The sequence below is a fragment of the Psychrobacter sp. CAM01 genome (genome assembly GCF_032842965.1).
Taxonomy (GTDB): Bacteria; Pseudomonadota; Gammaproteobacteria; order Pseudomonadales; family Moraxellaceae; genus Psychrobacter; species Psychrobacter celer.
The window spans coordinates 63,965-88,139 of sequence record NZ_JAWJBL010000003.1 but is presented as its reverse complement, the minus strand read 5'-3'; the positions used below and the strand labels follow the sequence as shown (position 1 = coordinate 88,139).

Sequence of the window (24,175 nt, the reverse complement as noted above, 5' to 3'; positions counted from 1 at the left end):
AAGCGTCGCTATTATGAGTGGCGCTTTTTGCTGTTGGTCTGTTATTTATTTCCCAAGCTCAACTGCTGCTGGCCTTGTAGCGGCGCGTTGTCCCACTGCGCAGTTGCCTGCTTGAGCATCCGCGCAGGCGTGTCTATCACGACACTAGGCTGCTGCAAGAGCTGTAATGCAGTCGCGATTAGCTGACTTGGGTCGCGGGTGTCTATTGGCTGCGCTAGGTTTTGTTTAGACAGCTTTTGCCCGTTTGGGCTGCAGATCAGCGGCAGATGATACCAGCGGTCAATCGCGGGCAGGCATGCTGCTTGCATGATGCTGATTTGGGCGGTGGTCATGGGCAGAATATCCAAACCGCGCATGATGTGCGTAACCCTCTGCAAGCCATCATCGAGACTGGCGGCCAAAATATAATTGATCATGCCGTCTTGTCGGCGCACCACCATATCGCCTAAGGTCTGCTGCGGATTGCCCCACTGTTGTCCCTGAATACCGTCATAAAACCCAATGAGATAATCGGGCAGCTGTATGCGTAGCTTGTGCTGTAGTCTATCTAGTGCTTTGGTGACACAGCGCCGTGGATAGCGTTTTCTGTTTGGCAGCATGGTCAGCTGTGTCGCAGTATCTGTATGGGCAGGGATTTGATCTTGCTGCGCCCAATATTGCTCTAGGTCTTTACGTGAGCACTGACAGCCATAGGTGAGTGGCCGTAGGGTCGAGGCCAGATACTCATTATAAATATCGATGCGCTCAGATTGATACACCACATCACCATCCCAGTGTAACCCTAGCACTTCTAGGTCGATCAAGATCTGCTCAGTAAACTGCCGATCGCAGCGCTCTGTATCTGTGTCTTCGATACGCAATAACCACTTACCGCCAAGTGATTTTATATGGCAGTAGCTGGCAAGGGCAGTGGTCAGTGAGCCAAGATGTAGCTCGCCGGTTGGGGAGGGGGCAAAGCGGCCGATTGGCGGCGTGGGTATGGAGGTCGTGGGCATAGGCGTTTATGGGATAATTAAAATAAACGATGACGGTCTAAGAGACGCCGTTATCGCGGACTAGGTGATATAGGATACTGTATCTGCCGACCAAAAGATGTTTATAAAACGCAACAAGCGACCACATGAGGGTCGCTTGTGCTGAGATAGCGCTATTGATTTGTTATCTCTCGGATTTATACATCTATGCACCTACGCACCTTGGTTTTGGCGCTCTTTGATTTCTGAGAGGGTCTTACAGTCGATGCACTGGGTCGCGGTTGGACGCGCTTCGAGACGACGCAAGCCAATCTCTACGCCGCAGGTCTCACAAAAGCCATAGTCGTCATTTTCGATTTCTGCGATGGATTTGTCGATTTTGCGAATGAGTTTGCGCTCACGGTCACGCGTACGCAGCGCCAAAGCAAACTCTTCTTCTTGAGTGGCGCGGTCATTGATATCTGGCATGGCGCTCGACTCATCTTGAATATAAGTCTTGGTACGGTCTGCTTCGCCAATCAATTGATTTTTCCAGTCCAATAAAATTGACTTAAAGTGCGCCAATTGCGCATCAGACATATACTCTTCGCCTTCGGCTGGCACATAAGGAGTAAACTTCACTTCACTCGGATTCGTGGTCAGGGTGCTCATATGGGTATCCTACTTTTTCAAATTAATTCAATAAAACGACGCATCAAAAGACAAGACGTTATCAATTTATAAACGCTATAAGTTGTCCCTTTATAAAACGTTTTACCACTTGGTAACACAAGTAACACAGCTGATCTAATAATAAAGTTGTCTCGATATGACGACAGCGACATATCAGTACCCCAGTATATGGTTATGTATATTTTTATTTAAATACCTTGGTGCAAATACCTCAGTGTAAATAGGGTAATTGGCCTACTGGTCGCTAAACAATATAACAAAACACGGACTATGAATACTTAGCGTGTGGTCAGGTTAGCCATCCTAGCTATTATAATTTTGTCTAATCTCGGCTATAGGTTATCTTTATATTTTAATCATCATCTGGTTTTATAAGTTGTATCACTGTTTTTCATAATAATGAAGCAGTTTTTATCATTGTTGGTGTTTTAATGCAGTCAGACACCACCTATCTAAGCCAGCAATATCGGCAAGAAGTCCGATACATCAGGGCTACATCACGCTCGCCGCGATAAATCTGGGCGTCAAGTATCCAGTCTTTCGACCCAGCTTGCAACCTCTCCATTGTTGGCTAATTGCAACCAGCGGTAACCAGGCTGGGCACGTTTATCATAAGCAAAGTCATCTGCAAGAGGTTTGAACTGATGGCAGGTAGAGGGGGTGCTATATACCGTGACCCCTTGATAGTGGCGTACTTGCTCTTGATGAGTATGACCGCTGATGATTACTTTTAAGTGCGTAAACGCCTTCATCTGCTGCCAAAAATCCTCGCTGTTTTTTGCCATATGGGTATCGATCCAGTCAGAATCTACAGGAATCAGATGGTGGTGTACGGCAATGAGCGCAGGCTTGCTACAGTGGCTGAGCTGCTGACATAGCCAATCGATATCGCTTGGCGCGATCTCACCTGAGACCTTACCTGCGATAGATGAGTCCAAAAACAACAACTGCCAATGATCAGACTCAATCACATGCCGACTGAGCAAGCGAGGGTCAGCGAGTTTGGCCACCAGCTCACGCTGGGAAAATGGCAAATCATACCCCAGCTCATCAGTCACATCATGGTTGCCGGCGATACAAGCAAAAGGAATGCCAGTCGTTTGCAGGACAGCAAAAATATGATCATAGATATCAGGTTTTACTCGGTTGACCAAATCGCCCGTCACCACAATCAAGTCGCAGCGAATATCGTCATTTAATGCCTGCGCCAGTACCGTCTCAAAGCTGTGCTGACACAAAACAGCGTCACCGCTACTATTGCCCGTGCCTTTGTTGACAGGCGTTGATAGGTGCAAATCCGTGATCTGTAAAATATTGAGCTGCTCATCAGGTGGGCAAAGCGTGTTGACAGGATAGCTTGGCATTGGGGCGCTCCCTCATCGGCTCAAAACAAGCAAAGTTGTCAGAACGACTATAGATAAATAATGGCGATTTGGCATGGATACTGCCAATCTTATTAGAGCAAGTTTATAACATAAAGTGAATGAAAGCTCTAGCAATATTGATGAAATAAAGTTGGAGAACATTGTGGTTAAACTGGTTTATAATCCAGCAGTTATACTAACGCCTGCGCTCTGCTGACCAAAACCTAAGCGTTTTTAATTTGCTAAAAAACAATGCAATAAAAAACAAAATCGCTAATATCAAAACAATAGCAAGACCAGTCTGAATGTCCAGCCAAATACTGCCCCACACGCCCAGCGTGACGCCAACCTGAGCGATCAGTAAAGATACGAGGACCATTTGTTTGGGCGAGGACACCCATAAACGTGCAGTCAAGGCTGGCAGTACCAAAAGGCCACTGATCAGTAGGCTACCTACCGCCTGCAAGGCAATGGCACAAAACCCTGCCAATACCCCCATAAAAAATAGCCGCTGGCGCGCAGGATTGATACCTTGTATCCGTGCCAAGGCCTCATGAGTGGCCAGCTTGATTTGTGCAGGCCATATATAGATAAGCAGTCCTAAACCCACCAGTACACTGGTGGCGAGCAGCGGCAGATCAGCCCAATCCAGCTCAAGTAAATTACCGAACAAAAACCCCAGTACATTGGCTTGCTGGTCGGTCAGCTGAGTCAATGCCAGTAGTCCCAAGCACAGCAGCGACACCGCGACGACGGCCAGTACAGCATCGACAGGCAAGCGCTCATCATCGATAAGGACCAGTCCTAAGACCACCGCGATACTAATGATAGCAATCCCAACGCCCATCGGTAATTGCCACCACACTGCCAAAGCAACGCCCAGCAGCGTACCATGCGCCAGTGCATCGGCAAAAAAAGCCATGCGTCGCCACAATACCAGACACCCTAGAGGCGCTGAGAGCAACGCTAAAATACTACCTGCAATCCAAGCCGGGGCAATGATGGCTAACCAAGCGCTCATAAAAGATATCCGTAACAGTTTTTAGTTTGCATTAACGCTGTGTTTTTAAGGCAGTCATCAACGTGTTTGAGTGTATGTATTATAATTCGCTGGGGGCATGATGCTCGCAAGCGTGCGGCTGATGCACATACGGTTGCTCATAGTGGTGACCAAACAGCTTTTGAAACTCACTACTAATCGCAAGCTCGCTTGGCTGACCTTCACAGCAAATATGCTTGTTGAGGCAAATCACCCGCCGGCTACCTTTCATCACCCAATGTAAATCATGCGACACCACGAGCATGGCGCAGCGCAAAAACGCTGGTAGCTCATCAATAAACTGATACAGCCAAACCTCAGTATCAGGATCAAGCCCTTGCATCGGCTCATCTAAAATCAACAAGTTGGGTTTGTCCAGCAGTGCCCGCGCCAACAACACGCGCTGCGTCTCACCACCTGACAAATGCAGCATCTGCCGTGACAGCAGATGCGTCAAAGACAAGTTGTCAAAAATAAATTGTCGCTGCTTGGCCGTTAGGCGTTTTTTGTCCGCTTGTGCCAACAAGTCACAGACGCGTAATGGCAGTATCGGCGGCACGGCAAAGCGCTGCGGGACATAACCTAGCTGTAGAGGCTGGTGAGCGGTGATTTGCCCTTTGGTCGGCTCAAGCAAGCCTAAAATAAGCTTTACCAACGTTGACTTGCCCGCGCCATTAGGCCCAATGAGGCTAAGTGTTTCATCGACAGCAATATCGATATCGATATGCGTCAGTAGACGCTGCTGACCAATATGAAAACTGATATCACTCAAGCTCAGTAGCTTTTTACGATCAAGTGTTGTATCAGTCGTAATGGTAGATATAGACGGTGACATAAGCGTGTTCATAGGGCAGTGACTCAAGGTAGGATAAACGATGGATGATAAATCAACGAGCAAGTAATAAACCGTCGGTATTACTGACAGGCTTGGCAACGACCACTCAGCTCAATGACGCTACGTTCCACCACAAACCCCACATTTTTTTCAGCAAAGCTCATCATCTCTTGTACCGGTACGCTACTGCATTCTTGTACCCGCTGACACTGGGCACAGATCAAAAACGCCGCCGTATGCTGAGCGCGAGGATGACAGCAGGGCACGTAGGCGTTGATAGAAGTGAGCTGATGAATCAAGCCTTCACCGAGTAAAAACTCCAAGCTGCGATATACCGTGGGTGGTGCCACGTTTTTTGTCGTTTTTTGCACCGACGCATTATCAGCCCCATCAGTTGTGACTAGTCGCATTTGCTGCAGCTGGGTGATCAGATCATACGCGCCAACAGGTTGGTTGGCTTCGAGTACCAGCTGGTATATCTGCTGCCGTAACGGCGTAAAACGCGCACCACTGAGTCGGCACTGCTCTTTTGCCGCGCGCAGGCGTTCAGTCACATCATGCGGCGTAAAGTCTTGCACATCATGCAAGTGATCGCAGGCTGACAGATTAGTAGACATGAGGCAAACTCCTAAAAATTGCGTGGCATTTTAGCAATGGCGTTTTGTGTTGTTATAGTATAACATAATAAAACAAAATTACCGAGCAACCAAAGTACTGAATAACCAAGTAAATGGACTTGCCACTGTCAAAGGGTGATCTGATGAAGGTAGTCGAGTCGGGGTGATAGCAACCGTCAAACGATATGTCCGATGCCCAGCATCTATATTTGCTTAACTTTTTGCCAACTATATACCAAAGAGCTGACTATGAATCCAACATTTTATGATTGTTTGCGTGTTTATCCGATTTTGCAGCGTCTGCTAGCACCGCTACTGCTATGGTTGGGGCTGGCCTGTGTGAGTGTGCATGCAGCCAGTGTCAGCGTCAGCAACTACCCGCTGTTTTTATTGAGTGAAGCGGTGACCGAAGGCGCGCCGTCTGCCAAGCGGCTACTACAAGCTGGCGAGGTCGGGCATCACGGCAGTATCAGCCCTGGTGATATCAAGGCGATACGCGACAGTAAGTTTGTGGTTTGGTTTGGTGAGCCGCTAGAAAACAACTTGGCCTCAAGCTTAAAGACAGCGCCTAATGCCATTGCCTTATTTGAGTTTGATGCCTTTAATCGTCATCCGTTACGTGATGTCCAAGGCAAACCCATCGCCGGCACGCTAGACCCTCATATTTGGCTTGATCCTGAGAATGCCAAAGCCATCACTCGTGCCTTAGCTGTCATCCATAGCCATGCCAATCCGCAATATAAAAGCCTTTATCATGCCAATGCACAAAAATTCGCCCAGCGTTTAGACAGTGCGGTGGCCGCCGCCAGCTTTGATAGCACAAAAAAACCTTCACCCTACTGGGCTTATCACGACGCGTATCAATATATCGAAGACAGCATCAATTTACAGCTTGTTGGTAGCTTGAGTGTCGATCACCACTTAGCACCAAAAGCCAGTCAATTACGCCGGTTAAATGAGCAGCGCCCAACCAAGCGAATGTGCTTGGTCAGTCCAAATGCACCTGCCAAAGGCTTGCTGGCCAAACTACAGCCCGTCAGTACCACAGTACAAGCAGAAGACATGAGTAACAGCACAGACTTTATCAGGGGCTGGCAAACGATGGCGCAGCAAATCCATCAGTGTATCGATAAATAAACGCAATAACGCTCAAATATCTGACAGACTTATACCATTGGTTTGTATGATTGACGGCTATTATACAAATGCCACAGTATTTTTTAGGGTATCTGTATTTAAGCTATCTGAAAAATAGTCGCTCGACGATAAGATAAGCATAGGAGCACGCTGGTATAGCGCTACTCCTTTTATTTAGGATAAAGGATAACGGGCACAGGCTCGCCGCTCTTGATGACAGCTATGAGCAGTGATTGGGGTAGGGGAGGGATAAAAGGTAGATTTTGCTTGCTTAACGGCTGCAGCCTCCTTATAATAAGTGGCGTTTTATTTTGGTTAAAAGGTAACACCTGTAGAGTGAGTCATTCACGGATAAAGAGGTCGCAAGTATTTTTGCTGTCTTATCCCAATGCTAGAAGGCTATAGGCGTACCATGACCAAACCTGCCAAACGCACCCAAAAAGACAAGATTGGTATTTATATCAAACGCCAAGCCTGGCTATTATTTATCTTAATCATTGCTGCTTGGATAATAGATATAAGCTGGCTACATAGTCAGCTCGTCATAGCAAAGAGCACCGCAATCGGTGCACTACTGAGCTTTATCACACAAGCTGTATTTGCTTTTTTTGTTTTTTGGTACACCGGATATCGCGCGCGCAGACACATTGTCAGCCAGCTATATCGAGGTCAGATGGCCAAATGGCTATTGGCTGTGTTTGGTTTTGCACTAATTTTTATTACCGTACAACCCCTATCTGCGCCAGCGCTGTTTATCGGTTTTATGGTAATGCAAATTAGTCACAGTTGGATGTTGTGGCACATACGCTAGTGCTGGTAGCTCATGATGGTATCGATGATGATCTATCTGCGATGGTTACTAACTAAATAGTACTAGGCAAGTCACCCTGCCGTCCAATTTCTCTATGACTGATTCTATAAAGTCAAAAAACGACATGTGCTTTATTCCTATTAATATGATTTTTATCGATAGGAATATAAAGATAGCGATATAGGCGACGAAGGTTCATTGATAAGCGCGAAATGACGATTAAAACAACACAACGTCTGAATAAGCTTTGGGTCTAGTATTAAATATTTCTACCCAGCAAATGAAGCAAACCTATACGACTAAAGGTCAGTGGCCGCTAACTTATTCATACGGCGGATAAAAAAGTCATAATTGACTTTACACGAATACAACGCTGCATTAATATAGGCAGCTAAATATTTTGCTTATAAGCGCCGAATTGAGCGATAGCTACAAAAATGTGGCAGTAAGCAAGCACATATATAATAATTTTGCGTATACATGCAAGGGCTATTACTGAATTATCATAAGCCCTTTTTTGATAGCTAAAATTTAACTTACGCCATCAAACATCGCATCGTAATAGAACTATGGGTTGGATGTTATTGGTTACATGAGTGCTTTGGTTTGTTCTATATATTTGCTCAATCGCGACATATATAGAAACACCACACCTCATCAGATGACAACCATATTTTTGGTAGTTGATTAAATCGTTGATTAATAAGAAGCTTACATTATGGCATCCGAGCAAACATCATCAGAATATATCTCTCACCACTTAACGAATTGGACGTACGGTTATCTGCCGGGCGAGGGCTGGAAAGTTGCTTATACTGCTGAAGAAGCAGGGCAAATGGGCTTTAACGCTATCCATCTTGATTCTATGCTATGGTCAATTGGTCTGGGTATTTTATTTTGTGCCATCTTTTGGATGGTTGCCAAAAAAGTCACCTCAGGCGTGCCAAGCAAGACGCAAGCTGCGGTTGAGATGATCGTTGAGTTTGTTGATAACAACGTGCGCGATTCATACAGTGGTACGTCAAAACTAATTGCGCCTTTGGCGTTGACTATTTTTGTCTGGATCTTCTTGATGAACTTGATGGATCTATTGCCTATCGACTTTATTCCAAGTCTGGCAGGGCAGATTGGCGCTATGATGGGCCATGATCCACATCATGTGTTCTTCAAGATCGTTCCAACGACTGATCCTAATATCACGCTTGGCATGTCATTCTCTGTCTTTTTGTTAATTCTTTTTTATAGCATCAAAGAGAAAGGCGTGGGCGGCTTTATTGGTGAGCTAACGCTGCATCCGTTTAGTGCCAAGAATCCTATCTTACAAATTATTTTAATCCCCATCAACTTCATCTTAGAAGCCGTTACCTTAATTGCAAAGCCTGTCTCATTAGGTTTGCGTTTATTCGGTAACATGTATGCTGGGGAATTGATTTTCATACTGATTGCTCTAATGCCGTTTTGGATTCAATGGGCGTTATCGGTACCGTGGGCTATCTTCCACATTTTGATTATTACACTTCAAGCGTTCGTATTTATGATGTTGACGATAGTTTACTTGTCGCTTGCATCATCAACTGAACATTAATTAGACATTCAATAGGTAAATGAGGATACATCAATGGATCCAGTATTAGGTGGTTACACAGTTATCGCAGTAGCGCTACTTATCGGTCTTGGCGCACTTGGTACAGGTATTGGCTTTGCTATTCTAGGTGGCAAATTCTTAGAAGGTGTTGCACGCCAGCCAGAGCTTGGCTCTCAGTTGCAAACTCGTATGTTCATCGTAGCAGGTCTTCTTGATGCTATTCCGATGATCGGTGTTGGTATTGCTATGCTGTTGTTGTTCGCTAACCCTCTAGCAGGTTAATCCGAAAGCTCAGTTGTAAATGTTTGGTATTCAAAGATTTATTATCCAATATAGTCAAGATTTGACTGCCAAACATGATCAATGAAACTGATTTTTCATTAACAAAGAGGTGATCACGTGAATATCAATTTTACCCTCGTCGGTCAAGCCATTGCTTTTGCAATATTTGTGATTTTTTGCATGAAATTCGTGTGGCCACCACTTATCGGGGCCATTAATGAGCGTCAGCGTAAAATCGCTGAAGGCTTGAATGCCGCAGAAAAAGCAAAAGCAGACTTGGCGACCGCAGAGCAAGATGTCCAGCAGGAGCTTGATCTTGCGAAGACTAAAGCCGCAGCTTTAATCGAGCAAGCCAATAAGAGTGCCAACCAGCTTGTCGAAGATGCAAAAGTGCAAGCGCAAGCAGAAGGTGAGCGCATTCGCCAACAAGCACAAGCATCTATCGACCAAGAAATCAATCAAGCGCGTGAATCATTACGTGCGCAAGTTGCTGAACTGGCTGTACTTGGTGCTGAGAAGATTTTGCAAGACAAAGTCGATGAGCAAAAACATGCCAGTATGTTAGACCAACTGGCGGCGAAGCTGTAATTGTGAGGATATCATGGCTGACTTATCAACCTTAGCACGACCGTACGCTAAAGCCGCGTTTGACTATGCCAACGAAAATGGTGTGGTAAATGAGTGGGAAAACTTCTTATTTATTGCCAGCCGCGTTGTCAATGACAAGTCGTTCAGTACTTGGCTGGACAATCCAGCTGTTTCTGCTGAGCATAAGTCAGCTGCTTTGGTCGATCTTTATGATACGCAAGTAGCTGGTTCTAATGACTCTGCTTTTAAGCAGCTATTAGATGAGAACCAAGGTGCTCAATCAAGCGCTGACACCAGCTATCCTAAAGTATCAGTAGCACTTAGTAACTTCGTTAAACAGTTATCAGAACAAGAGCGTCTGGCGCTGCTTCCTGAAGTTTATGAGCATTATCGCCGTCACAAGGCAATAAGCTTAAAGCAGCTTGACGCATATGTGACCTCTGCCTATCCATTGACCGACGCCCAGCGTGAAACGATTCAAACGCGTCTTGCTGCCTCGTTAAATGCGAGTGTGGTGATTCACGAGTCGGTCGATCCAAGTCTATTGGCAGGCGCTACGATCAAAGTCGGTGACAAAATCATTGATGATTCGATGCGCGGCAAGTTACAACAGTTAAAAACACAGCTAACTGCCTAATGCCACTCAGCAGCGCAGCCAAATAAAATCTGCGTGAGCGTAAGAGCATTTAAGTCAGTGGGCGGGTTATCATAAATTAAAGGAAACAAGGCAATGCAACAATTGAATCCAGCGGAAATCAGTAACCTGATTAAGCAGCGTATTCAAGACCTTGATGCGGGTGCAACTGCAAAGAATGAAGGCACGATTGTCAAAGTATCTGACGGTATCGTGCAGATTCATGGTCTTGAAGATGCCATGTACGGCGAAATGATTGAGTTTGAAGGCGAAATCTATGGAATGGCGCTTAACTTAGAGCGTGATTCTGTCGGCGCGGTAGTACTTGGTGATTACCTACAGCTGCAAGAAGGTCAAAAAGCCTATTGTACTGGTCGTATCCTTGAAGTACCAGTAGGTCCTGAGCTGCTAGGCCGTGTTGTAGATGCCTTGGGTAATCCTATCGATGGTAAAGGCCCTATCAATGCCAAATTGACAGATAAAGTCGAAAAAATCGCTCCAGGCGTTATCGACCGTCAATCAGTCGATCAGCCAGTAATGACTGGTTATAAAGCCGTTGATACCATGATTCCAATCGGTCGTGGTCAGCGTGAGCTTATCATTGGTGACCGTCAGACGGGTAAAACCGCCATGGCTATCGATGCGATCATCGCCCAGAAAGCATCTGGTATTAAGTGTGTGTACGTCGCAGTCGGTCAGAAACGTTCTACTATTGCCAACGTCGTACGTAAGCTTGAGCAAACCGGTGCGTTAGAATATACCACCGTTGTAGTCGCTTCTGCATCAGAGCCAGCAGCACTACAGTACCTTGCACCATACTCAGGCTGTACGATGGGTGAGTACTTCCGTGACCGCGGTGAAGATGCTCTAATTGTCTTTGATGATCTATCAAAGCAAGCCGTCGCGTATCGTCAGATTTCACTATTGCTACGTCGTCCGCCAGGTCGTGAAGCATACCCTGGTGACGTGTTCTACTTACACTCACGCCTACTTGAGCGTGCATCACGCGTCAACGCCGATTATGTAGAAAAATTCACCAATGGTGAAGTGAAAGGTAAAACCGGTTCTTTGACCGCTCTGCCTATCATCGAAACCCAAGCAGGTGACGTATCAGCATTCGTACCAACCAACGTGATCTCAATCACTGATGGTCAGATTTTCTTAGAGTCTAGCTTATTTAACTCAGGTATTCGTCCTGCAGTAAACGCTGGTATCTCAGTATCTCGTGTTGGTGGTTCTGCGCAGACTAAGATCATCAAAAAGCTCTCTGGTGGGATTCGTACCGCACTGGCTCAGTATCGTGAATTGGCAGCTTTTGCTCAGTTTGCCTCTGATCTTGATGATGCGACTCGTGAGCAGCTTGATCATGGTGAGCGCGTGACTGAACTGATGAAACAAAAACAGTATCAGCCAATGTCAATTGCTGAACAAGCGGCCGTTATCTATGCGTCAAACGAAGGGTTCTTAGCCGATGTACCAGTTGAAAAGATTGGTGCTTTTGAAGAAGCCTACTTACGCTATATGCATGATGAGCAAAGTGAATTGATGCGCGAGATTGATGACACTGCGAACTACAACGATGATATCGCAGGTCGTTTAAAGTCAGCAGTACAGACTTTTAAACAAAATCACAGTTATTAATTTAATGGGTTAAGCCGATCTGGTGATGACTGATCGTTTACAAGGTGGCGCGCTGTCTGATACGCTTTTTGCTAAGACAAAAGCGCCACTGTCTTAACCACCGTCGGTATTAGATCGCGTTATGCACAAAATATTGCCTTTTTCAAAGGTGAGTATTTATCAAATGCTGCATGCGCCAATGCTTTTTAACCCTCTTATATTGGAATCATTATGGCAAGCTTAAAAGAGATACGTGCCAAAGTCACCAGTATTAAAAGCACCCAAAAAATCACTCGTGCTATGCAAATGGTAGCGGCGAGTAAGATGCGCCGTGCCCAAGAGCGCATGGAAGTGGGTCGCCCGTATGCTGATAGTATGCGCCGGGTTATTTCACATTTGGTGCATGCCTCATCAGATTACAAACATCCGTATATGGAGTCGCGTCCGGTCAATAAGGTTGGTTATATTGTCATTACCTCTGATCGCGGTCTGGCGGGTGGTTTGAATATTAACTTATTCAAAGAATTATCTAAAAGTATCCAAGATTATCAAGACCAGTCTGTACAAACTGAGTTTGCAGTCATTGGCGCTAAAGGGGTGAGTTTTTTCAAAAACTTTGGTGGTAAAGTGACGTCAGCGGTGACTGACTACGGCGACAAACCAACGTTTGAGCAGTTAAACGCACCAGTTCAGGCCATGCTTGAAGATTATAGTAACGGTAATATCGACCGTATCTATGTGGTATACAACCAGTTTGTAAATGCCATGACTCAAAAACCTATAGTCAATCAATTAGTACCGCTACCAGAGGGTTCATTTGGTGACGAAGAGAGCGGCATACAGACAGAGCTTAGCTGGGATTATATCTACGAGCCTGACATCAAGACATTGATTGATGAATTGCTTGGTCGCTATATCGAGTCGATTGTCTATCAAGCGGTAATGGAAAACATTGCCTCTGAGCAGTCCTCTCGTATGGTTGCGATGAAAGCGGCAACAGATAATGCTGGTGACCTTATTAACGATTTACAGTTGGTTTATAACAAGCTGCGTCAAGCGGCGATTACCCGAGAAATCTCGGAAATCGTTGGCGGTGCTGCTGCTGTTTCATAATTGACTACACCTATATATAGAAGTTCAAGGAGAACGCAATGAGTAGCGGTCGTATTGTACAGATTATTGGCGCGGTTCTTGACGTTGAGTTTGACCGTAATGAAGTTCCTCAAATTTTTGATGCCTTGCAAGTAGATGGTACCGAAACCACCCTAGAAGTACAGCAACAGCTAGGTGATGGTATTGTACGTACTATTGCGATGGGATCAACTGAAGGCTTAAAGCGTAACTTGCCTGTGACCAACACTGGCGCGGCTATCTCTGTACCAGTGGGTACAGGTACGCTAGGTCGTATCATGGATGTTCTTGGTCGTCCTATCGATGAAGAAGGTCCAGTTGTCGCTGACGAAAAATGGTCGATTCACCGTGATGCACCAAGCTATGCTGAGCAGTCAAACAGCACTGAGCTGCTAGAGACGGGTATCAAAGTTATCGATCTACTTTGCCCGTTTGCTAAAGGTGGTAAAGTTGGTCTGTTCGGTGGTGCCGGTGTTGGTAAAACCGTCAACATGATGGAGCTTATCAACAACATCGCTCTAAAACACGAAGGTCTATCCGTGTTTGCTGGTGTGGGTGAGCGTACTCGTGAAGGTAACGATTTCTATCACGAAATGCAAGAAGCTGGCGTTGTCAACACTGAAGACTTCAGTAAGTCTAAAGTTGCGATGGTATATGGCCAGATGAATGAGCCACCAGGTAACCGTCTACGTGTTGCCCTGTCGGGTCTGACCATGGCGGAGTACTTCCGTGACACCAAAGATCCTGCCACTGGCAAAGGTCGTGACGTACTATTGTTCGTGGATAACATTTACCGTTATACACTAGCGGGTACCGAAGTATCAGCACTACTTGGCCGTATGCCATCAGCGGTTGGTTATCAGCCAACACTCGCTGAAGAGATGGGTCTACTGCAAGAGCGTATTACCTCAACACAATCAGGCTCTATCACCTCAGTGCAAGCTGTTTATGTACCAGCGGATGACTTGACGGATCCATCACCAGCGACCACGTTTGCTCACTTGGATGCGACAGTCGTACTAAGCCGTGACATCGCTTCACAAGGTATCTATCCTGCGGTTGATCCACTAGATTCAACCTCACGTCAGCTAGATCCACAAGTCATCGGTGAAGAGCACTATAACGTCGCTCGCGGTGTGCAAGAAGTGTTGCAACGCTATAAAGAGCTAAAAGACATCATCGCCATTCTAGGTATGGACGAGTTGTCAGAAGAAGACAAACTGGTTGTTTATCGCGCTCGTAAGATCCAGCGCTTCTTATCTCAGCCATTCCACGTTGCCGAAGTCTTTACTGGTGCGCCTGGTAAATATGTACCACTACGCGATACCATTGCCAGCTTTAAAGCAATCATCGCTGGTGAATATGATGACCTACCAGAGCAAGCGTTCTACATGGCTGGTAGCATCGAAGAAGTAGTGGCCAAAGCAGAAAAAATGAAATCTACTGCAGCGTAAGTTGCGTTAGCAATTGCTAAAAGGCAAGTGGGCTACTTTCCGTCTACTTGCCAGTAGATAACGCATCGCAGTTTTGATTGAGTTTTGATCGTAAGGAGTTAAATATGGCAACGTTACAATGTCGCGTCGTAAGTGCTCGTGAAGAGTTGTATTCGGGCGAGATCAGCATGCTAATAGCTACGGGTACCGAAGGCGAGATTGGTGTATTGCCAGGTCACACACCGCTTATTACTTTGCTAAAACCGGGTGCGATGCGCGTGCAAACACCAAACGGTGAAGAAGAAGTGATTTATGTTTCAGGTGGCGTTTTAGAAGTTCAGCCAAAGATGGTCACTGTACTGGCGGATACTGCCATGCGTGCACACAATCTTGATGAAAGTAAAATCATCGAAGCGCGTAAAAAAGCGGAGCAAATGCTGGTCAATCAGTCTGATACGGTTCAGACCAATGCCGCTTTGGCTTCTTTAGCAGAGTCTGTGGCGCAGCTACAAACGATTCGTAAATATAAAAACCGCGCTTAATGTATTTTTTATCATACTAAGTAGCCTCTCTTATTTAGTATGGTTGGTAAGCATAAAAAACAGTCCATCAAGGGCTGTTTTTTTTATGTCTGTTGTTTTTTATGTCTGTTATATAGGATCGTTTGTCATACACTCGTTTTTAGCTAAAATCACATGACAAAAGTAATCGATATTGCAGTTCGCTGATGACTTTATTAATAGAGATAAAAAGGCACTGGCGACAATGAGCATATCTGGTTATATTAGAGACGATAGTATGTAAATGCTGCATGAGCGTTGAAAACATGATTGTTATTGTCATAGGCGCCGAGCGATGCGTCAATGTCTATGCCAGTATTAAAGCGCCAAAAAAGTCTTTAAACCGTTAATTTGCATGAAAAAGGTAGAGTTTTTGGACGTAAACTAAAGTTTTAATCGTTATAGTTTATAGGTTTTGTTACTGACTATAGGCTATAGTATAGGAAGCCGTACGTTTAATAGTATACTGTGCTACCAAGTTGTAACAGCTATACAAACATCAATCGTGCCACAATATGGTGCTATTAATTTTACCGCTCTTACTTTTACTGCTTTTAAATGAGATGTATTAGAGGATATAACAATGACAACGACTGAAGAAGACAACACCCCCCGAATCTTGATTGTTGAAGATGATGAGCGTCTGGCCATGTTGACCCAAGACTACTTGGTCAAAAACGGTCTAGAAGTCGCCATCGAAACCGATGGAAATCGTGCGATTCGCCGTATCGTCAACGAACAGCCTGATATGGTGGTGCTTGATGTCATGCTTCCTGGTAGCGATGGATTGACAGTGTGCCGTGAAGTACGTCCCCATTACCAGAATCCAATTTTGATGCTGACAGCCCGCACTGAAGATATGGATCAAGTACTTGGCCTTGAGATGGGTGCTGATGATTATGTGGCCAAACCGGCGCAGCCACGCGTCCTACTTGCTCGTATTCGTGCGTTGCTACGTCGCTCAGAAAACGCGCCATCAGAAGATGTGCCACAGCGTCTTGAATTTGGTGAGCTGGTCATCGATAATGGTGGTCGTTCAGTCACGCTTAGTGATGAGCTGGTAGATTTTACTAGCGCCGAATATGACCTATTATGGTTGCTTGCGTCGAATGCTGGTCGTATTTTATCACGTGAAGATATCTTTGAGCGCCTGCGCGGTATTGAATATGATGGTCAAGACCGCTCGATTGATGTGCGTATCTCACGTATCCGTCCAAAAATCGGTGATGATCCAGAAAACCCTAAGCGTATCAAGACCGTCCGTAGTAAGGGTTATCTGTTCGTTAAAGAAGGCAACTAATAGCCCCGCATCTGAGTGAAGACAGATTGTCTCGCATTCTCACAAAAAAACCAGCGCCTTTGCTGGTTTTTTTGTGGCTAAATTTTAATTTTTAAACTTAAATACAGCGTTATGTGGTTTAATTAAGCCATCATAATGTAGCAGCACTATGCTGGGTACTATCAGCGGATTTTATTTACTAAGTTGGTCACGGCACGTATGTCATTAGTTTCTTCTTTAAAACACAGTATTTTCGTTCGGATTTATGCCGGGCTGCTTATCGTTTGTTTATGCGTGGCCTTGTTTGCGCAGTTATTGATGGACACCATCAATAAAGAGCGGGTGCAGTCCTATCGAGAAACCATGGCCAAAGGGGCGTTTCATTTGGTCAGTGAAGGAATTGCGCATCAGGACAATGAGCAGCAGCGAGCGTATTGGTTGTCAGATGCCAGTAGCTTGTTTGGCTCGACGTTTAGCGTCATACCGATTGATAAAGTGGACTTCACCGCCAGCGAGCTACGCCGTTTTGAAAACGACAATACCGTGGTTCGTTATAACAGTCAGCCGGTGTATGCAGATGTTTATTATCGTCTGCCCGACAGCCAGAGCGTCTTGACCGCGAGGGTATCACAGGTGACCGAACAGCAAGTGCGTGCTATTGCTGTGTTTTTGTTAGATGATTTGTCTTATCACATGACTTTATCGGATAAGCGTGCACGCCTCGCTGAGCTAGAAGACAAGTTTTCTTTTCCGCTTGCGTTTCAGGCGGTCAACACCCTCGATCTGGATTCTGATCAGATAGCGCGTTTGCGCCGTGATGAGGTGGTCATCTCTTTGCAGGATACCAACAGTAGTAAGAGCAATTCAGCGATCAGAGTAATAGTGCCCTCCGAAATCAATGACATGGCTATCTTGATCGGCCCGGTTCCTTTGTTTAACTGGTTTCCACTCAATCTGATCATCAGTATGATTTTGATCAGTATGTTCCTTATTAGTTTGGGTGTGTATGCGCTGATTTTTCCGCTTGAGCGTAAGCTACAACTGATACAAGTGGGCGTCAACGAAGTCAGTAAAGGCAATCTAGATATCCAAGTACAGGTCATCGGCCAAGATGAGATTGCTCGTTTGTCAGCGACATTTAACGCCATGACCTCGCATATCAAACGTTTGATTGAGTCACAGCGTGAGCTGACACGCGCGGTCTCGCATGAGCTGCGTACGCCTGTTGCCCGTATACGGTTTGCCGTCGATATGCTGGCCGATACTGATGATGAGGACTCGCGCTTTATGCAGCGTGACTATATCGATGAAGATATTGAGTCGCTAAATGGTTTGATTGACGAGATTTTGACGTACGCCAAGCTAGAAGAAGGCTCACCAAAGCTTGATCTAGAGCCTGTCAATCTTCGAGAGCTGCTAGAGCAGGTCGAGCGCGAAACCAATGCGCTAGGTAAACCCATCAAGATAGTGACCAAACTCCCCAGTGCGAAGGTCACGGCGGTGGCTGATAAGCGCTATTTACACCGTGTCATTCAGAATTTGGCTGGCAACGCTCTACGCTATGCAGAAACCACCATTATCATTAGTGCTGGCGTCAAAAAGGGCAATGCCTTTGTCAGTGTCGAAGATGATGGTCACGGTATCCCAGAAGAAGACCGCGAAAAGGTGTTTATCCCGTTTTCGCGCTTGGATGACAGTCGCACCCGTGCATCGGGTGGCTATGGACTTGGTCTGTCTATCGTTTCGCGCATTGCCTTTTGGTTTAACGGCAGTATGAAGGTAGATGAAAGCCGTGAGCTTGGCGGCGCGAGGTTTGTCATGACTTGGCCGATTAAGCCCTTGACACAGATATTGGCGGCAGATGAGTTGACGCAAGAAAGAAGTGAGCGTGATATTGAAAACCAATGATAAGCAAAGACAGCCAGTGATCAGCAGAGCAATAGTAGAGGAGGGCAAAGGATGCCATACTTATTTGGCGGGTTGGTGATAGTAAATGCGATTACCTTGGGGTATTATTTATTTGTGCAGCAGCCGAGCAGCACTCAGACCGTAGAGGCGGCCAAAGCTGAGATTACCCAGCCGCTGGCCTTTACCAATAGTGCTAAGTACATCCCGCCGGTGATTGGCAGCAAAGACTGAGATTTAAGACCAAGGGGCGGCTTGAGTCTGCCCCTAATCCTAACCCTAACTTTTAAGGGTAAGGCGGCTTGTCTGTGGCGTGTTTCTCATCAGATGGCTCTGAGGTAGTGGGCGTATCGGCGGCTAAGGTTTCATCGCCAGCCACCTTAGAGAGTAGCGGGATACGTACGCACACTTGTAAACCGCCATCAGGGTGATTGATGGCCTCAACCGTACCATGATGTAACCCTGCAATACGGCTGACGATGGCTAAGCCTAGACCACTGCCTTGTGTGGTACGTGCCGTCTCGCCGCGCTCAAATGGTTGCATGATTCGCTCTAATTGGTCTTCTGCCACGCCATCGCCGCAATCGCGCACACAGATTACCAATTGTTCTTGTGCTTCTTGGTTTACTACGTTTTCCGTCACCACATCGGTTTCTTCATCTACAGCGGTTTCGACAAAGGTCGGTATGACGGTTGCCGATAGATAAATGGGCGGTTTGCCGTAGCGATTGGCATTATTTACAAGGTTGATAATCAAACGTTTGATAGAAAGCGGCCGGACGGGTACAACTTTATGGCACTCAGATTGATAGATAAACTCCATTGGCGCAAATTGCACCATGATTTCATTAAATATGGTGTCTAGGTTGGTCAGGCTCACAGGCTCATCAGAGCCATCTTTCATAAACGAGATAAACTGCTCCAAAATAGCATCCATATCTTCAATATCATAAATCAGCCCTTCACGAAAAAAATCATCCGGCAGCATCTCGGCGGTCAACCGCATTCGGGTCAGCGGCGTCCGCAAATCATGTGAGATACCGGCGAGCATGATGGTACGCTCTTTTTGCGCTTGGCTGAGCGTGGTAAATAGACGATTAAAGGCCATATTGACCTGACGTATCTCTGTTGGGCCTTTTTGAGTGGGCAGGGTGGTGGCGTGACCAAGACGAATATAATTGGTCGCGGCGCGCTGCAGATAGCGCAGCGGACGGTTTAATTGCCGCGCCAGTAAAACAATGGTGAGCAAGGACAAGATAGGCAAGCCAATCAAAAATAACACCAGCAGACTTGGGCTATACTGTGAGTAATACACCACAGGCTCACGAATCCAAAAACTGTCGTCACGGCTGTCTTGTACCCATAATTGCGGCGTGGGCTTAAATTTAAAATACACCTCAACAGGTCGGCCTAATTGAGCGCCAATCTCTCGCTGCAATACGTCGGTAAAGACACCGACAAAGGCTTTATCAGCCACCTCCGGAAAGTCGCTTGGATTATCCACCACCACCACATGCGAGTGCCGATAAATCCACTGGCGCACCTCAGGGCGCGCTTGCCAATCTTTATTGACGCTATTCATCAGCTTTAGCTCGCTGGTCAAATAACGCGCATGATTTTTGAGCTCTGGCAAATACAGACTGCGCCAAAAAAACAAAATCGATAAACTGACACTGATCATCACGATAAAGGCGACCATCAAAGTCGTCAGCCAAGTGTTGGAGTAAGAGCGCGCAAGCCAGCCTTTGCGACGGGTTGGCAGATTTGATGGAGTCATAACAATCCAATAGGTTACATGAGGCGTTATAAAGTATAGCGTTATTTGGTCTAGAAAGGATGTCATTCACCAAAAATAACGGCGCAATAGCAGAGGGTTGTCATACGCAAATCCTAGAAGGATTTTACATCGATAGCCATTTAAGCTATTGTTAATAAATAATTAAATAAGCACAGTTTATGTTTTCAATAAATCAAGACTGTGATATAATTATGCCCTTTTTGGTATACCTGCGAAAGAGAGAATTCACATGGTTGTTATTCGTTTAGCACGGGGCGGTGCCAAGAAACGCCCATTTTATCAAGTAGTTGTTGCTGATCAACGCCGCGCGCGTGACGGTCGCTATATTGAAAACATCGGCTTTTTTAACCCACTCGCTAAAGAGTCTGAAGAAGCAGTACGCCTAAACATGGAAGCGTACAATGCGTGGATCGCCAAAGGTGCACAGCCTTCAGATCGCGTTGCTTCATTAGCAAAAGCTTATAGCAAGTCTGCTGCTCAAACTGAAGCCACTGCTTAAGTTTGTCGGTCGCTGAGGTGGTTATAGTTTGACTATGGCAATCTCAATAGACTTAAGAACACATAGCGTAACTGGTCTGACCAGGGTGCGCCATTAACTGTTTATCGCTTTTAACGCAGTTTTTAATGATTATTGTTTTAATCGCGATTGTTTTACTTACCGTTTGTTAGTTATTGCTAGGTTAGCTGTTATGTCATCTGTTCCAGACGCTAGTACCCTCATGAAAATCGGTCAGCTTAAAAAGCCTTATGGTATTAAAGGCTGGCTGTGGGTGTTTAGCGATACAGAAGATCGGACGGCGATATTTGACATGCAGCCGTGGTGGATGAAAACTGCCACTGGCATGAAGCCTTTGACGGTGAAAGCATGGCGTCAACAAGGCACAGGAATCGTCGCTCAGTTTGAGCAGGTACCTGATCGCAATGTTGCGGAGACGATGAACGGTGTGACCGTTTGGGTCGAGCAAGACGTCTTGCCAGAAACGGCTGAGGATGAATATTACTGGTCAGACTTGATCGACTTGCGCGTGATAAACGAACAAGAAGAGTATCTGGGCGATATCACCGAGATGTTTGAAACTGGTGCGCATGACATCATGCGCGTGAAAGCAAACTCAGACAGCTTGGATGATGAAGAGCGCCTGATTCCATGGCACAAACAAACCGTCATTGAGGTCGATATGACTGAAAAAACGGTGCTGGTGGCATGGCCAAGTGACTATTAGTTAAATAGCTATTAGTCAAATAGTTATTAATCAAGTAGCTATTAAGCAACTAACTAGTAATAGTACAAGTAAGACAATTTTTTGGCGTTAGCGCCAGTATGATCATTGCGTCAATTAAGTAGACATCAGATGTATTTTGCCGTCATTAGTATTTTCCCTGAGATGTTTGCCACGATTCGTGATTTTGGTATCACAGGAAGGGCAGTCGCTGGAAAGCACGTGACGATTGAGTGCATTAATCCCCGTGATTATACTACCGATAATTATCGCCGTATTGATGAGCGCCCGTATGGTGGCGGTCCTGGCATGGTGATGATGGCCGAGCCATTATCAAAAGCCATAGAGGATGCGCGCTTGCGAGCGAGTCAGCACGGCTGCCGTGTCGATAGTGAGCACTGTCCGGTGATTTATATGTCGCCACAAGGACAGACGCTCAGTGAGAGTAGTGTGGTCAGCATGGCCGAGTACGATGGCATGATTATATTGTGCGGTCGTTACGAGGGTATTGATGAGCGCTTACTATCACGATATGTTGATAGGGAGGTGTCATTAGGGGATTATGTGCTGACAGGCGGTGAGCTGCCTGCCATGGTATTGATGGATAGTGTGATACGTCGTTTGCCTGATATCATGGGCGATGATCAGTCCGCGGAGCAAGACTCGTTTGTCGATGGCTTGCTTGATTGTCCGCATTATACCAAGCCGCATGAGTTTGCAGGTATGAGCGTCCCTGAGGTATTACTCTCAGGTCATCATGCCAATATTGCTAAGTGGCGTTTTGCTCAGCAAGTCAGTCGCACGCAAGCGCGTCGGCCAGACTTATGGCAAGCGTTTACCCCAACGGCAGAGCAAGCGAAGTGGCTAAAGGCACTGGCAAAAACAGATAAAAATAGGGGTTAACCTTTCGTTTTATCGTTTTTAAATTTGATAAACAGTTAAAAAATAAAATTTTGAGCAATAATAAAACGAGTCATCACATTGTGGCCGTTGGTTATAACCCATTTACGTTGCGTCTTTTTATAATAAGATGCAATTCATTATTACAAACAGGTGATATGCGTGAAGCCTCTATTATCTAATGTGAGGAGATAACTCTCATGAGCAACAAGCATCCATTGGTTCAGGTCATCGAAAACGCTCAATTGCGTGAACACCCAAGCTTTGCACCCGGTGATACCATTGTTGTACAAGTAAAAGTACGTGAAGGTGAGCGTGAGCGTCTACAGGCTTTTGAAGGTGTGGTCATCGCTAAGCGTAACCGCGGTTTAAACTCAGCATTTACCGTACGTAAAATCTCAAGCGGCGTCGGTGTTGAGCGTGCATTCCAGCTGCATTCACCATTGATCGATAGCATCGAAGTGAAACGCCGTGGTGCGGTTCGTCGTGCGAAACTATACTACTTACGTGAGCGCTCTGGTAAATCAGCACGTATCCGCGAAAAGCTTGGTGCTCGTCCAGCAGCTCAGAAAAAAACTGACGCTGGTGTTCCTGATGCGGTCGAAACAGCGCCAGGTATCTAAGCACAAGTTACGTGAGCACATACGTGGTCATAAGTATCTAAGCTGTGCTCTGAGTCTTTGTTAGTCTGTGGTTATTACTGCTAGCAAAAACTCGGACACGCATAGATACCAGCCCTTATTCATAGGTTTATTTATAAATAAGCGGGCCATACCAAAAAGACAAAACCCCAATCTATGCGATAGCTGGATTGGGGTTTTTGTATGGGCACAAATACGTGTGTGCTTATGAACGCAAATGCATGAGGTTAAGCGCTATTAGCATCGGTGTCGATGCGTATGCTTTGATCCTTTGATTTACTGTGCTTACGCAAACGGATATACAGTGTCTTGGTGACGGTGGCCACAACCTTTTGCTGCTCATCGACGATATCGACGCTGTAGTCACGAAATACCGCCCTTCCATCTTTGGCCAGCTCTTGAATGGTAATGATTTCAGCGCTCGGTATCTTCATCCTTGCGGTGACCTTGCTATGGCCTGGCGCGACAAAGTCGATGTGTGAGCTTTTGTCCCACACCACATAATGACTGCCCAATTGATGCATCAGCATGAGCATATAAAACGGATCGACCATAGAGTATAGGCTGCCACCGAACTGGGTGCCGACGATGTTTTTATTCAAGCTATTCAAACCCATACTGACCACACATAAACCTTGATCGAGACTGATATGCTCGATTTTAATACCAGCTCCGACGTAAGGCGCGTAGGTGTTGATCCGCAGTTTGAGTAAATGCGGTGTCAGCAACGGCATGATGCTTTGTTTGGCACGACGCTTTAAGGTCTCAAAGTTGGTGGGTAGTAAGCTCATAAAGAAATCCTGTTACTTCTTTTCGATTTTTAATTATTAAGTCAAATGGCTGACACCTGTTGCAGGGTATCTAGCGTGAAAGCTATTTATCATAAGTAAAAATCGTCTTTACCGCTAGGTTTAAAGCGTAAGTATGCCTCATTATAAATAAGATAAATGATGAGTATATGCGGCAGCACGTCGCCCTGAGTACGGTCATTGCTAAGCAATCTGTGGACGTTTTTCTAAATAAATGATTGATATGTTTGCAAAAATGACAAATTAAAACTTTAAGTTATTAATCGAACCGAGACGCATAGTATCTTTACATGGTTCCGCCCTCGCATTTCACTGTCCTGTGACATACAATAGCCTGCAAT

At 45.7% G+C, this 24,175-nt stretch carries 25 protein-coding genes; 17 read left to right on the top strand and 8 right to left on the bottom strand.

Going from position 1 to position 24,175, the window contains the following annotated elements; translation table 11 throughout:
* Nucleotides 1–41: 41 nt before the first annotated feature.
* The 6 genes from gluQRS to R0I52_RS01560 all read right to left on the bottom strand — a co-directional run bounded on the left by gluQRS (nucleotide 42) and on the right by R0I52_RS01560 (nucleotide 5,501).
* Complete coding sequence (gene gluQRS / locus R0I52_RS01585) at nucleotides 42–995, bottom strand: tRNA glutamyl-Q(34) synthetase GluQRS (protein WP_317052874.1); 954 nt, start codon at nucleotides 993–995, stop codon at nucleotides 42–44.
* Between the two features lie 192 nt (nucleotides 996–1,187).
* Complete coding sequence (gene dksA, locus R0I52_RS01580; protein ID WP_317052873.1) at nucleotides 1,188–1,625, bottom strand: RNA polymerase-binding protein DksA; 438 nt, start codon at nucleotides 1,623–1,625, stop codon at nucleotides 1,188–1,190.
* Between the two features lie 545 nt (nucleotides 1,626–2,170).
* On the bottom strand, nucleotides 2,171–3,010 hold the full coding sequence (locus R0I52_RS01575; protein ID WP_317052872.1) for a metallophosphoesterase: 840 nt from the start codon (nucleotides 3,008–3,010) through the stop codon (nucleotides 2,171–2,173).
* Between the two features lie 196 nt (nucleotides 3,011–3,206).
* On the bottom strand, nucleotides 3,207–4,031 hold the full coding sequence (locus R0I52_RS01570) for a metal ABC transporter permease (RefSeq protein WP_317052871.1): 825 nt from the start codon (nucleotides 4,029–4,031) through the stop codon (nucleotides 3,207–3,209).
* A 79-nt stretch (nucleotides 4,032–4,110) separates the two neighbouring features.
* Nucleotides 4,111–4,884, bottom strand: coding sequence for a metal ABC transporter ATP-binding protein (locus tag R0I52_RS01565; protein ID WP_317052870.1), 774 nt, complete (start codon nucleotides 4,882–4,884; stop codon nucleotides 4,111–4,113).
* Nucleotides 4,885–4,964: 80 nt separating this feature from the next.
* Complete coding sequence (locus R0I52_RS01560; RefSeq protein WP_317052869.1) at nucleotides 4,965–5,501, bottom strand: Fur family transcriptional regulator; 537 nt, start codon at nucleotides 5,499–5,501, stop codon at nucleotides 4,965–4,967.
* A gap of 249 nt (nucleotides 5,502–5,750) precedes the next feature.
* Between R0I52_RS01560 and R0I52_RS01555 the strand changes: the two genes are divergently transcribed.
* The 13 genes from R0I52_RS01555 to R0I52_RS01495 all read left to right on the top strand — a co-directional run bounded on the left by R0I52_RS01555 (nucleotide 5,751) and on the right by R0I52_RS01495 (nucleotide 18,700).
* Entirely contained in the window at nucleotides 5,751–6,638 is an 888-nt protein-coding gene (locus tag R0I52_RS01555) for a metal ABC transporter solute-binding protein, Zn/Mn family (protein WP_317052868.1), read from the top strand.
* Between the two features lie 412 nt (nucleotides 6,639–7,050).
* Nucleotides 7,051–7,449 (top strand): ATP synthase subunit I, encoded by a 399-nt coding sequence (locus R0I52_RS01550; RefSeq protein WP_317052867.1) that lies wholly within the window; start codon nucleotides 7,051–7,053, stop codon nucleotides 7,447–7,449.
* Nucleotides 7,450–8,167: 718 nt separating this feature from the next.
* A complete protein-coding gene (atpB, locus tag R0I52_RS01545; protein WP_075101877.1) occupies nucleotides 8,168–9,034 on the top strand; it encodes a F0F1 ATP synthase subunit A in 867 nt (288 codons plus the stop codon).
* A gap of 33 nt (nucleotides 9,035–9,067) precedes the next feature.
* Nucleotides 9,068–9,316 (top strand): F0F1 ATP synthase subunit C, encoded by a 249-nt coding sequence (gene atpE, locus R0I52_RS01540; RefSeq protein ID WP_010197960.1) that lies wholly within the window; start codon nucleotides 9,068–9,070, stop codon nucleotides 9,314–9,316.
* A 117-nt stretch (nucleotides 9,317–9,433) separates the two neighbouring features.
* Nucleotides 9,434–9,904: a F0F1 ATP synthase subunit B gene (locus tag R0I52_RS01535; protein ID WP_317052866.1), complete on the top strand. Its 471-nt coding sequence runs from the start codon at nucleotides 9,434–9,436 to the stop codon at nucleotides 9,902–9,904.
* Nucleotides 9,905–9,917: 13 nt separating this feature from the next.
* Nucleotides 9,918–10,541 (top strand): F0F1 ATP synthase subunit delta, encoded by a 624-nt coding sequence (locus tag R0I52_RS01530; RefSeq protein WP_317052865.1) that lies wholly within the window; start codon nucleotides 9,918–9,920, stop codon nucleotides 10,539–10,541.
* 93 nt (nucleotides 10,542–10,634) lie between these two features.
* Entirely contained in the window at nucleotides 10,635–12,179 is a 1,545-nt protein-coding gene (gene atpA / locus R0I52_RS01525) for a F0F1 ATP synthase subunit alpha (protein ID WP_317052864.1), read from the top strand.
* A 210-nt stretch (nucleotides 12,180–12,389) separates the two neighbouring features.
* A complete protein-coding gene (atpG, locus tag R0I52_RS01520) occupies nucleotides 12,390–13,271 on the top strand; it encodes a F0F1 ATP synthase subunit gamma (RefSeq protein ID WP_317052863.1) in 882 nt (293 codons plus the stop codon).
* A gap of 38 nt (nucleotides 13,272–13,309) precedes the next feature.
* Nucleotides 13,310–14,743, top strand: coding sequence for a F0F1 ATP synthase subunit beta (atpD, locus tag R0I52_RS01515; RefSeq protein ID WP_075101882.1), 1,434 nt, complete (start codon nucleotides 13,310–13,312; stop codon nucleotides 14,741–14,743).
* Between the two features lie 104 nt (nucleotides 14,744–14,847).
* The gene (locus R0I52_RS01510; RefSeq protein WP_075101883.1) at nucleotides 14,848–15,264 is read left to right on the top strand and encodes a F0F1 ATP synthase subunit epsilon; all 417 of its coding nucleotides are present in this window, start codon (nucleotides 14,848–14,850) and stop codon (nucleotides 15,262–15,264) included.
* Between the two features lie 601 nt (nucleotides 15,265–15,865).
* Nucleotides 15,866–16,582 (top strand): response regulator, encoded by a 717-nt coding sequence (locus R0I52_RS01505; protein ID WP_071002805.1) that lies wholly within the window; start codon nucleotides 15,866–15,868, stop codon nucleotides 16,580–16,582.
* A 198-nt stretch (nucleotides 16,583–16,780) separates the two neighbouring features.
* Nucleotides 16,781–18,469 carry an ATP-binding protein gene (locus R0I52_RS01500; RefSeq protein ID WP_317052862.1) on the top strand — a complete coding sequence of 563 codons (1,689 nt, stop codon included), beginning with the start codon at nucleotides 16,781–16,783 and terminating at the stop codon, nucleotides 18,467–18,469.
* 51 nt (nucleotides 18,470–18,520) lie between these two features.
* Nucleotides 18,521–18,700, top strand: a complete 180-nt coding sequence (locus tag R0I52_RS01495; protein ID WP_075101885.1) for a hypothetical protein — start codon at nucleotides 18,521–18,523, stop codon at nucleotides 18,698–18,700.
* A 52-nt stretch (nucleotides 18,701–18,752) separates the two neighbouring features.
* On the opposite strand, the gene R0I52_RS01490 is transcribed toward R0I52_RS01495, so the two are convergent.
* The gene (locus tag R0I52_RS01490) at nucleotides 18,753–20,243 is read right to left on the bottom strand and encodes an ATP-binding protein (RefSeq protein WP_317052861.1); all 1,491 of its coding nucleotides are present in this window, start codon (nucleotides 20,241–20,243) and stop codon (nucleotides 18,753–18,755) included.
* 250 nt (nucleotides 20,244–20,493) lie between these two features.
* On the opposite strand from R0I52_RS01490, the gene rpsP reads away from it, so the two are divergent.
* The 4 genes from rpsP to rplS all read left to right on the top strand — a co-directional run bounded on the left by rpsP (nucleotide 20,494) and on the right by rplS (nucleotide 23,007).
* A complete protein-coding gene (gene rpsP, locus R0I52_RS01485; RefSeq protein WP_075101887.1) occupies nucleotides 20,494–20,763 on the top strand; it encodes a 30S ribosomal protein S16 in 270 nt (89 codons plus the stop codon).
* A 190-nt stretch (nucleotides 20,764–20,953) separates the two neighbouring features.
* A complete protein-coding gene (rimM, locus tag R0I52_RS01480) occupies nucleotides 20,954–21,487 on the top strand; it encodes a ribosome maturation factor RimM (RefSeq protein ID WP_317052860.1) in 534 nt (177 codons plus the stop codon).
* 129 nt (nucleotides 21,488–21,616) lie between these two features.
* Nucleotides 21,617–22,387: a tRNA (guanosine(37)-N1)-methyltransferase TrmD gene (gene trmD, locus R0I52_RS01475; protein WP_317052859.1), complete on the top strand. Its 771-nt coding sequence runs from the start codon at nucleotides 21,617–21,619 to the stop codon at nucleotides 22,385–22,387.
* Between the two features lie 197 nt (nucleotides 22,388–22,584).
* Nucleotides 22,585–23,007, top strand: a complete 423-nt coding sequence (gene rplS, locus R0I52_RS01470) for a 50S ribosomal protein L19 (RefSeq protein ID WP_075101890.1) — start codon at nucleotides 22,585–22,587, stop codon at nucleotides 23,005–23,007.
* A gap of 245 nt (nucleotides 23,008–23,252) precedes the next feature.
* On the opposite strand, the gene R0I52_RS01465 is transcribed toward rplS, so the two are convergent.
* Nucleotides 23,253–23,816, bottom strand: coding sequence for a DUF4442 domain-containing protein (locus R0I52_RS01465; RefSeq protein ID WP_317052858.1), 564 nt, complete (start codon nucleotides 23,814–23,816; stop codon nucleotides 23,253–23,255).
* Nucleotides 23,817–24,175 lie beyond the last annotated feature (359 nt).

Excerpts from the sequence above, each read along its gene's own strand:
- R0I52_RS01505 (WP_071002805.1), top strand. The coding sequence starts at position 15,866 with ATGACAACGACTGAAGAAGACAACACCCCCCGAATCTTGATTGTTGAA.
- R0I52_RS01550 (WP_317052867.1), top strand. The coding sequence starts at position 7,051 with ATGACCAAACCTGCCAAACGCACCCAAAAAGACAAGATTGGTATTTAT.
- R0I52_RS01495 (WP_075101885.1), top strand. The coding sequence starts at position 18,521 with ATGCCATACTTATTTGGCGGGTTGGTGATAGTAAATGCGATTACCTTG.
- R0I52_RS01560 (WP_317052869.1), bottom strand. The coding sequence starts at position 5,501 with ATGTCTACTAATCTGTCAGCCTGCGATCACTTGCATGATGTGCAAGAC.
- rplS (WP_075101890.1), top strand. The coding sequence starts at position 22,585 with ATGAGCAACAAGCATCCATTGGTTCAGGTCATCGAAAACGCTCAATTG.
- R0I52_RS01510 (WP_075101883.1), top strand. The coding sequence starts at position 14,848 with ATGGCAACGTTACAATGTCGCGTCGTAAGTGCTCGTGAAGAGTTGTAT.
- atpD (WP_075101882.1), top strand. The coding sequence starts at position 13,310 with ATGAGTAGCGGTCGTATTGTACAGATTATTGGCGCGGTTCTTGACGTT.
- trmD (WP_317052859.1), top strand. The coding sequence starts at position 21,617 with ATGTATTTTGCCGTCATTAGTATTTTCCCTGAGATGTTTGCCACGATT.
- rpsP (WP_075101887.1), top strand. The coding sequence starts at position 20,494 with ATGGTTGTTATTCGTTTAGCACGGGGCGGTGCCAAGAAACGCCCATTT.
- R0I52_RS01530 (WP_317052865.1), top strand. The coding sequence starts at position 9,918 with ATGGCTGACTTATCAACCTTAGCACGACCGTACGCTAAAGCCGCGTTT.
- R0I52_RS01570 (WP_317052871.1), bottom strand. The coding sequence starts at position 4,031 with ATGAGCGCTTGGTTAGCCATCATTGCCCCGGCTTGGATTGCAGGTAGT.
- R0I52_RS01575 (WP_317052872.1), bottom strand. The coding sequence starts at position 3,010 with ATGCCAAGCTATCCTGTCAACACGCTTTGCCCACCTGATGAGCAGCTC.
- atpB (WP_075101877.1), top strand. The coding sequence starts at position 8,168 with ATGGCATCCGAGCAAACATCATCAGAATATATCTCTCACCACTTAACG.
- gluQRS (WP_317052874.1), bottom strand. The coding sequence starts at position 995 with ATGCCCACGACCTCCATACCCACGCCGCCAATCGGCCGCTTTGCCCCC.
- R0I52_RS01465 (WP_317052858.1), bottom strand. The coding sequence starts at position 23,816 with ATGAGCTTACTACCCACCAACTTTGAGACCTTAAAGCGTCGTGCCAAA.
- atpG (WP_317052863.1), top strand. The coding sequence starts at position 12,390 with ATGGCAAGCTTAAAAGAGATACGTGCCAAAGTCACCAGTATTAAAAGC.
- R0I52_RS01565 (WP_317052870.1), bottom strand. The coding sequence starts at position 4,884 with ATGTCACCGTCTATATCTACCATTACGACTGATACAACACTTGATCGT.
- R0I52_RS01555 (WP_317052868.1), top strand. The coding sequence starts at position 5,751 with ATGAATCCAACATTTTATGATTGTTTGCGTGTTTATCCGATTTTGCAG.
- R0I52_RS01490 (WP_317052861.1), bottom strand. The coding sequence starts at position 20,243 with ATGACTCCATCAAATCTGCCAACCCGTCGCAAAGGCTGGCTTGCGCGC.
- atpE (WP_010197960.1), top strand. The coding sequence starts at position 9,068 with ATGGATCCAGTATTAGGTGGTTACACAGTTATCGCAGTAGCGCTACTT.
- R0I52_RS01500 (WP_317052862.1), top strand. The coding sequence starts at position 16,781 with ATGTCATTAGTTTCTTCTTTAAAACACAGTATTTTCGTTCGGATTTAT.
- dksA (WP_317052873.1), bottom strand. The coding sequence starts at position 1,625 with ATGAGCACCCTGACCACGAATCCGAGTGAAGTGAAGTTTACTCCTTAT.
- atpA (WP_317052864.1), top strand. The coding sequence starts at position 10,635 with ATGCAACAATTGAATCCAGCGGAAATCAGTAACCTGATTAAGCAGCGT.
- rimM (WP_317052860.1), top strand. The coding sequence starts at position 20,954 with ATGTCATCTGTTCCAGACGCTAGTACCCTCATGAAAATCGGTCAGCTT.